The sequence below is a fragment of the Phenylobacterium sp. genome (assembly GCF_030646615.1).
In the GTDB taxonomy this organism is placed as follows: domain Bacteria; phylum Pseudomonadota; class Alphaproteobacteria; order Caulobacterales; family Caulobacteraceae; genus Phenylobacterium.
In genome coordinates, this window is record NZ_JAUSLG010000054.1 from 1 (window position 1) to 7,678 (window position 7,678).

General features: G+C 68.7%; 8 protein-coding genes. 5 read left to right on the top strand and 3 right to left on the bottom strand.

All coding sequences use genetic code 11. The features are described from left to right. Positions 1-1,041: transcription termination factor Rho (rho, locus tag Q7S93_RS09440; protein ID WP_304713633.1), on the top strand; the 1,041-nt coding region annotated here is incomplete at its 5' end. A 204-nt stretch (positions 1,042-1,245) separates the two neighbouring features. On the opposite strand, the gene Q7S93_RS09445 is transcribed toward rho, so the two are convergent. The 3 genes from Q7S93_RS09445 to Q7S93_RS09455 are packed head-to-tail and all read right to left on the bottom strand — an operon-like array spanning position 1,246 to position 3,148. Then, positions 1,246-1,452: a hypothetical protein gene (locus Q7S93_RS09445; RefSeq protein WP_304713634.1), complete on the bottom strand. Its 207-nt coding sequence runs from the start codon at positions 1,450-1,452 to the stop codon at positions 1,246-1,248. A 26-nt stretch (positions 1,453-1,478) separates the two neighbouring features. After that, positions 1,479-2,450 carry a quinone oxidoreductase family protein gene (locus Q7S93_RS09450; RefSeq protein WP_304713635.1) on the bottom strand — a complete coding sequence of 324 codons (972 nt, stop codon included), beginning with the start codon at positions 2,448-2,450 and terminating at the stop codon, positions 1,479-1,481. After that, the gene (locus tag Q7S93_RS09455) at positions 2,450-3,148 is read right to left on the bottom strand and encodes a dienelactone hydrolase family protein (protein WP_304713636.1); all 699 of its coding nucleotides are present in this window, start codon (positions 3,146-3,148) and stop codon (positions 2,450-2,452) included. Before Q7S93_RS09455 ends, Q7S93_RS09450 begins: the two co-directional genes overlap by 1 nt. A gap of 171 nt (positions 3,149-3,319) precedes the next feature. On the opposite strand from Q7S93_RS09455, the gene Q7S93_RS09460 reads away from it, so the two are divergent. From Q7S93_RS09460 to rsmG, 4 genes are all read left to right on the top strand, one after another. Then, positions 3,320-3,574, top strand: coding sequence for a DUF6489 family protein (locus Q7S93_RS09460; protein WP_304713637.1), 255 nt, complete (start codon positions 3,320-3,322; stop codon positions 3,572-3,574). Then, complete coding sequence (gene mnmE / locus Q7S93_RS09465) at positions 3,571-4,872, top strand: tRNA uridine-5-carboxymethylaminomethyl(34) synthesis GTPase MnmE (RefSeq protein ID WP_304713638.1); 1,302 nt, start codon at positions 3,571-3,573, stop codon at positions 4,870-4,872. The genes Q7S93_RS09460 and mnmE overlap by 4 nt, the downstream gene beginning before the upstream one ends. A 190-nt stretch (positions 4,873-5,062) precedes the next feature. After that, positions 5,063-6,955 carry a tRNA uridine-5-carboxymethylaminomethyl(34) synthesis enzyme MnmG gene (gene mnmG / locus Q7S93_RS09470; protein ID WP_304713640.1) on the top strand — a complete coding sequence of 631 codons (1,893 nt, stop codon included), beginning with the start codon at positions 5,063-5,065 and terminating at the stop codon, positions 6,953-6,955. Next, positions 6,952-7,659: a 16S rRNA (guanine(527)-N(7))-methyltransferase RsmG gene (rsmG, locus tag Q7S93_RS09475; RefSeq protein ID WP_304713639.1), complete on the top strand. Its 708-nt coding sequence runs from the start codon at positions 6,952-6,954 to the stop codon at positions 7,657-7,659. Before mnmG ends, rsmG begins: the two co-directional genes overlap by 4 nt. Positions 7,660-7,678 lie beyond the last annotated feature (19 nt).

Consider the following 7,678-nt stretch of genomic DNA (forward strand, 5'->3'; position numbering starts at 1 on the left):
CTGCCCGGCCCCGACGACATCTATGTCAGCCCCTCGCAGATCCGGAAGTTCGGCCTGCGCACCGGCGACTCCGTGGTCGGCGCCATCCGCGCCCCCCGGGAAGGCGAGCGCTATTTCGCCCTGGTCAAGGTTGACCAGATCAATTTCGAAGACCCGGAAAACGTCCGTCACAAGGTCCATTTCGACAATCTGACGCCGCTCTATCCCGAAGAGCGCCTGAAGATGGAGATCGACGACCCGACCCTGAAGGACCGCTCCGGCCGGGTGATCGACATCGTCGCCCCCCTGGGCAAGGGCCAGCGCTGCCTGATCGTCGCCCCGCCGCGGGTCGGCAAGACGGTGATGCTGCAGAACATCGCCAAGTCCATCGAGGCCAACCACCCTGAAATCTATCTGATCGTCCTGCTGATCGACGAGCGGCCGGAAGAAGTGACCGACATGCAGCGCACCGTGCGCGGCGAGGTCATCGCGTCGACCTTCGACGAGCCGGCCACCCGCCACGTCCAGGTCGCCGAGATGGTCATCGAAAAGGCCAAGCGCCTGGTCGAGCACAAGCGCGACGTGGTCATCCTGCTGGACTCCGTGACCCGGCTTGGCCGCGCCTACAACACCGTGGTGCCGTCCTCGGGCAAGGTGCTCACCGGCGGCGTGGACGCCAACGCCCTGCAGCGGCCCAAGCGCTTCTTCGGCGCGGCGCGGAATGTGGAGGAGGGCGGTTCGCTGTCCATCATCGCCACCGCTCTGATCGATACCGGCAGCCGGATGGACGAGGTCATCTTCGAAGAGTTCAAGGGCACGGGTAACTCGGAAATCGTGCTGGACCGCAAGGTCGCCGACAAGCGCATCTTCCCGGCCATCGACGTGCTGAAGTCCGGCACCCGCAAGGAAGAACTGATCACGCCCAAGGACCAGCTGCAGAAGACCTATGTGCTGCGCCGGATCCTCAACCCCATGGGGGCGCAGGACGCCATCGAGTTCCTGCTCGACAAGCTGCGTAACGCCAAGAATAACGACGACTTCTTCCAGTCGATGAACACCTAGGGGCAAGGCGGCGCGGCCGAGGTCGCGCGCTTGCCTGGTTCCTTTGCGCCGCTAGCGCTCTAAAGGGGCGACACGAAGGGCACGAAGGACACCAAGACGAGGCCGCTGAGGCCTTCGTGTCCTTGGCTACCTTCGTGTTCTTTGTGTCCCCTTTTTTGTTTTCTGCCTTCGGCCAAAGCCCCAGCCCCTGTTTCACGTGAAACATCAGGCCTGGGGTGGCGGGACGTGGTCCCGCGGCCACTTGATGAAGGCCACGATCCACAGCATCACCAGGTTGACGCCCGGCACGACCATCAGGAAGGCCACAGCCCAGGGAATGCCCAGCCGGGCGAAGATCTTTCCCACCGGGAAGACGATCAGGAAGATCCAGACCACCAGGATCAGCCAGTGCCACGCCGAAAAGCTACCCATCTCTGCGTCCCTCTATGGGTTCTTGGTCAGGGGATGAGGAGCGAGGCGCCGACCGTCTGGCGGCCTTCCAGGGCCTCATGGGCCGCCTTGGCTTCGGCCAGGGGGAAGGTCTGGCCGATATCGATCCGCACCTGGCCTTTGGCGATCACACCGAAAAGGGCCGCGGCGCTGGCGTCCAGTTCCTCGGTGGTGGCCACATAGTCGAACAGGGTCGGCCGGGTGAGGAAGAGCGAGCCCAGCTGCGACAGGCGGCCCGGCAGGATGGCCGGGGCGGGACCGGACGCATTGCCATAGGAGACAAACATTCCCCGCCGGGCGAGGCTGCCCAGGGTCGCCTCGAAGGTGGCCGCGCCAACGGAATCATAGGCCACCGGCACGCCGGCCCCGCCGGTGATCCGCCGGACCTCGGCGGCCACATCCTGGTCGCGATAGAGGATGACGTGGTCGCCGCCCAGCTCGCGAACCCGTGCGGCCTTTTCCGCCGACCCCACCGTGCCGATCACCGTGGCGCCGAGCGCCTTGGCCCACTGGACGAGGATGGAGCCGACCCCGCCCGCCGCGGCATGGACCAGGATGGTCTGGCCGGCCTGGACGGGGAAGCAGCGGCGGAGCAGGAACTCCGCCGTCATGCCTTTCAGCAGGCAGGCAGCGGCCACCCCAGCCCCGACCCCAGCGGGCGGCTTCACGGCCCGGCCGGCCTTGACCACGTGGAACTCGGCATAGGCGCCGATGGGGCCGGACGCATAGGCCGCCTGATCGCCCACGGCGAAACGATCCACGCCTTCGCCGACCTCCACCACCTCGCCCGCGCCCTCCATGCCGAGGCCCGTGGGCAGCTTCACGGGATAGAGGCCAGTGCGGTGATAGGTGTCGATGAAGTTGAGGCCGATGGCCTGGTTGCGGACCAGGATCTCGCCGGGGCCGGGCGCAGGGCGCTCGATCTCGGCCAGCTCCAGCACGTCGGGCCCGCCGGTGCGGGTGATGCGGATGGCGCGCATCAGCGGAGGTTCGCGGCGAAGAAGGCGGCCGTCCGGGCGTTGGCGGCCTCAGCGGCCTGCGCGTTGTAGTGCTCGCCCCCTTTGCGGGCGAAGGCGTGGTCGCAGCCGGGATAGGTGTGGATCTGGATCTGCGGGTGGTTCTTCAAGGCGCCGAGGATCAGCTCCTGGGCCGCCTTGGGGACAAACTGGTCTTCCTCGGCCATGTGCATCATCAGCGGCTGGGCCAGGCGTTCGGCCTCAGGGGTGCGCTGCTCGATCCCCACCCCATAGTAGGACACGCTGGCGTCGGCGTCGGTGCGGGTGGCGGTGAGGAAGGCCAGCAGGCCGCCCAGGCAATAGCCCACGGCGCCGACCTTGCCGCTGCAATCGTCGTGGCCGCGGATGGTGTCGATGACCGCGCGGATGTCGCGGACCCCCTGGTCAGGATCAAAGGCGTTCATCAGGTCGAAGGCCTTCTTCCACTCGGCTTCGCTCTGGTCGGTGATGTCGACGCCGGGCTCGATCCGCCAGAACAGGTCGGGACAGATGGCCAGATAGCCCTGGGCGGCATAGTCATCGCAGATGTCCCGCATCACCTGGTTGACGCCAAAGATCTCCTGGATGACCACAACGGCCGGGGCTGGGCTCTGGGCGGGCCTGGCCACATAGGCCGAAAAGGCGCCGTCTGGGGTTTTGATTTCGAGGGTCTGGCCGGCCATATGCTGCTCCCGTGCGTTTGAAGTCGTCGGGCGGCGCAAGGGCTCGCCTCGACCGCCAACTGTCGCCGACCTAGGATGTGGTGTCGCTGGTCCCAGGGGCGATCCCATACCTAACAAGCGATCATAACAATGTCGCCACCGCGCCCGGTTTCTGGCGCATCGGAGGTTCCCATGAAGATGACGGTTGAGATCGACTGCACCCCCACCGAGGCCCGGGCCTTTCTTGGCCTGCCCGACGTGTCCGAGCTGAATGAGCGGCTGGTCAAGGAGATGCAGTCGAGGCTGGAGCAAAACATGGCCATGGCCTCCCCCGACGAACTGGTGAAGGCCTGGACGACCTTCGGCGCCGGCGCTCAGGAGCAGTTTCGCAAGCTGATGACGGCCGCGGCCGAGGGCGCCATGGGCGCCGGCGCCCGGCCCAAATGAGCGACACCATCTATGCGGCGGCCACGGCCCCGGGGCGGGCGGCGGTGGCCGTGGTGCGGATCTCCGGGCCCCAGGCGGGGGCGGTCCTGCGGAAGCTGGGCGGCCGCCTGCCAGCGCCACGGACCGCTGGCCTGCGCCGGCTGACCGGTCCGGATGGCGCCCTGCTGGACGAGGCCCTGGTGCTCTGGTTCCCAGGGCCGGCCAGCTACACCGGCGAGGACTGCGCCGAACTGCACCTGCACGGCGGCCCGGCCGTGGTCGAAGGCGTGCTGGAGGCCCTGGCGGCGCTTGGTCTCCGCCTGGCCCAGGCCGGGGAATTCACCCGCCGCGCCTTCGAGCACGGCAAGCTGGATCTGGCCCAGGCCGAGGGGGTGGGCGACCTGATCGAGGCCGAAACCCTGGCCCAGCGGCGTCAGGCCCTGGATCAACTGGGCGGCCGGCTGAGCGGCGCCCAGGCCCGCTGGCGCGAGGCCCTGGTGGAGGCCCTGGCCGTGCTGGAGGCCGCGGTCGACTTTCCCGACGAGGAGGTGCCGGCCGATGTGGCGGCTCGGGCCGCGCCGGTGCTGGAGGGGCTGATCGCCGAGCTGAAGGCCGCCACCGCGGCCGCAGAGCGCGGCGCCCGAGTGCGGGAGGGCTATCGCATCGCCCTGATGGGCCGGCCCAATGCGGGCAAGAGCACCCTGCTGAACGCCCTCGCGCGTCGCGAGGCGGCGATCGTCACTGCGACAGCCGGAACCACACGGGACATCATCGAAGTGCCCATGATCCTGGCCGGCTACAAGGTGATCCTGGCCGACACGGCGGGTTTGCGAGAGACGGAGGACGAGATCGAGGCCGAGGGCGTGCGCCGGGCGCGGGCCTGGGGGGAGGGAGCCGACCTGCGGATCTGGCTTCTCGACGGCGGGGCGGATGACAGCCACCAGCCGCCGGCGGAGGCGGGGCCGGGCGACCTGATCCTGGCCACCAAGCGCGACCTGGGTGAGCCTGCCACCCGGATCGGCACACCCTTTACGGCCCGCAGCCCTAATGACCTGGCCTGGCTCGAGGCCGCCCTGGCCGAGCGGGTCGCCGCCGATCTCGGAAGCGCCGAGCCCCCGGCGGCCACGCGGCTGCGGCATCGGGAGCTGCTGACCGAGGCGACGGCGCGATTGGAGCGCGCCTTGGCCGAAACCGCCCACCCAGAGCTAGCCGCGGAAGACGTCCGGCTGGCGGCCCGGGCCCTGGACCGCATTACCGGGCGGATTGGGGCGGAGGACGTGCTGGACAGGGTGTTCTCCAGCTTCTGCATCGGCAAGTGATGTTTCACGTGAAACGGTCATGCCGGGGCAGGCCCCATGTTTCACGTGAAACAGCGAGTTCCCCAGGCCAGACCCCTTCAAACTGAAGGTGTGACCTCGGCGCCCGTCGACCTCCACCCCTGGCTCGCCTATATATGAGGGCCGCCCTGCGATCGCAGCGGCGACCGGAATTCAAGGTCACGGCGTGAACATCCAACCCCTCCAGCAGTCAACCAGCGCCGCCCCCGGCGCCCAGACGTGGGACGTCATTGTCATCGGCGGCGGCCACGCCGGCTGTGAGGCCGCGGCCGCGGCGGCCCGGGTCGGCGCCCGGACCCTGTTGCTGACTCACAAGCTGGAAACCATCGGCGAGATGTCCTGCAACCCGGCCATTGGCGGCCTGGGCAAGGGGCATCTGGTGCGGGAGATCGACGCCCTGGACGGGGTCATGGGGCGGATGGGCGACAAGGCCGGCATCCAGTACCGCCTGCTGAACCGCTCCAAGGGCGCCGCCGTTCGCGGCCCCCGCGCCCAGATCGACCGCAGACTCTATCGCGAGGCCATGCAGGCCGAGCTGGCGACCACCCCCAACCTGACCCTGAGGGCCGAGGCGGTGGAGGACCTGATCGTGCAGGATGGCCGGGTCGTGGGCGTCGTGGGCGCCAGCGGAACCGACTACAGCGCCGGCCGCGTCGTCCTGACCACCGGGACCTTCCTCAAGGGCCTGATCCATCTGGGGGATCGCCGCATCCCCGCCGGCCGGGCCGGGGAGGCCCCAGCCATCGGCCTCGCCGACCGCCTCTATGACAGCGGCCTGGCCATGGGCCGGCTGAAGACCGGCACCCCGGCGCGCCTGGACGGGACGACTATCGCCTGGGATCGGCTGGAGATGCAGGCCGCCGATGATCCGCCGACCCCCTTCTCCTTCCTGACGCGCGAGATCACCACGCCGCAGATCGCCTGCGGCATCACCCACACCACCGAAGCGACGCACAGGATCATCGCCGAGCGCCTGTCGGAATCGGCGGTCTATGGCGGGCGGATCAGCGGCCGGGGGCCGCGCTATTGCCCGTCCATCGAGGACAAGGTGGTCCGCTTCGCCGACAAGACCAGCCATCAGATCTTCCTGGAGCCGGAAGGCCTGGACGACGACACCGTCTATCCCAACGGGATCTCGACCTCGGTCTCCGAAGAGACCCAGGACCTCTTCCTGCACACCATTCCCGGCCTCGAGCAGGTGCAGGTGAAGCGGTATGGCTACGCCATCGAGTATGACTATGTGGATCCCCGCGAGCTCTACCCGACGCTGGAGGTCAAGCGACTGCCGGGCCTCTATCTGGCCGGCCAGATCAATGGAACGACGGGCTATGAGGAGGCGGGCGCGCTGGGCCTGGTGGCCGGGCTGAATGCGGCACGGGCCGCCAGCGGGGCCGAGCCCCACATCTTCGCCCGGGACGAGGCCTATATCGGCGTGCTGATCGACGACCTGGTCACCCGAGGCGTGACCGAGCCCTACCGCATGTTCACCAGCCGGGCGGAGTTCCGCCTGATCCTGCGGGCCGACAACGCCGACCAGCGGCTGACGGAAAAGGGCGTGGGGCTGGGCGTGGTCGGGTCCGAACGCGCCGCGGCCTACGGCGCCAAGGCCGCCGCCCTGGGCGAGGCCCGCGCGACGGCCGCCCGCCTCACCCTGTCCCCGGCCAAGGCGGCCCAGGCGGGTCTGCCGGTCAAGGCCGACGGGGTGGTGCGCAATGTGGTGGAGCTGCTGGCCTATCCCACCATCGCCTTCGAAGACCTCGCGAACCTCTGGCCGGAGCTGAACGCCTGGGCGCCGGAGATCCGCGAGCAGCTGGAGATCGAGGCCAGCTATGCCGGCTATCTCGATCGCCAGGCGGCCGATGTCGCCGCCTTCCGCCGGGACGAGGATCTGCGCCTGCCGCCGGAGCTGGACTATGCCGGGGTCGGCGGCCTCTCCAACGAGGTTCGCGAAAAGCTCGCCGCCGTCCGGCCACTGACTCTTGGCCAGGCCGCCCGGATCGAAGGGGTGACGCCCGGCGCGCTGACGGCCCTGCTGGCCCATGTCCGACGCAAGGTGGCGGCATGAGCTCGAACGTCCTGCCGGCCGCGGAATCGGCCGAAAACGACCCCGAAAAAATCGCCTCTGTGGCGCACAGCGCCGTACCCCACATCGACGAGGCGGAATTTGTGCGGCTCAGCGGCGCCTCGGAGGCCCAGATTTCGGCTCTTCGGACCTATCGGGACCTGCTAACCGACTGGAATCAAAGGATGAATCTGGTCGGCCCGGCCACCCTGCCGGACTTCTGGGGAAGGCACGCCTGGGACTCCGCCCAGCTCAATTTGTTGGCGCCGCAGGCCCGCACCTGGGCGGATCTGGGCGCCGGGGCCGGCCTGCCCGGAATCGTCCTGGCCATTCTCGGCCAGGGGCGCGAAGGCTTCCACGTCCACCTGGTGGAGAGCATGGCCAAGCGTTGCCGCTTCCTGGAGGAGGTGGTCAGCGCGCTGGCCCTGCCGGCGACGATTCACAACGACCGTGCGGAAAACCTGTCGCGGGATGTGGATATCGTGACGGCCCGGGCTTGCGCCCCCATGACGCGCCTGCTGGGCTATGCCAAGCCTTGGCTGGACGGGAATAACACCGCCCTCTTCCTCAAGGGCCAGGACGTGGCCGCCGAGATTGAGGCGGCGCGGTCGGCCTGGCGGTTCGAGGCCGAGCTTCTGCCCAGCGCCAGCGATCCCCGCGGCCGCATCGTTCGCCTGAGGAACAAGATCCATGTCCGCCGAAGCTGAGGTCCAGGACGCCAAGCCC

What these genes read in the sequence shown, in the direction of transcription:
- Q7S93_RS09445 (WP_304713634.1), bottom strand. Translation starts at nt 1,452, where the DNA reads ATGGGTAGCTTTTCGGCGTGGCACTGGCTGATCCTGGTGGTCTGGATC.
- Q7S93_RS09450 (WP_304713635.1), bottom strand. Translation starts at nt 2,450, where the DNA reads ATGCGCGCCATCCGCATCACCCGCACCGGCGGGCCCGACGTGCTGGAG.
- Q7S93_RS09455 (WP_304713636.1), bottom strand. Translation starts at nt 3,148, where the DNA reads ATGGCCGGCCAGACCCTCGAAATCAAAACCCCAGACGGCGCCTTTTCG.
- Q7S93_RS09460 (WP_304713637.1), top strand. Translation starts at nt 3,320, where the DNA reads ATGAAGATGACGGTTGAGATCGACTGCACCCCCACCGAGGCCCGGGCC.
- mnmE (WP_304713638.1), top strand. Translation starts at nt 3,571, where the DNA reads ATGAGCGACACCATCTATGCGGCGGCCACGGCCCCGGGGCGGGCGGCG.
- rsmG (WP_304713639.1), top strand. Translation starts at nt 6,952, where the DNA reads ATGAGCTCGAACGTCCTGCCGGCCGCGGAATCGGCCGAAAACGACCCC.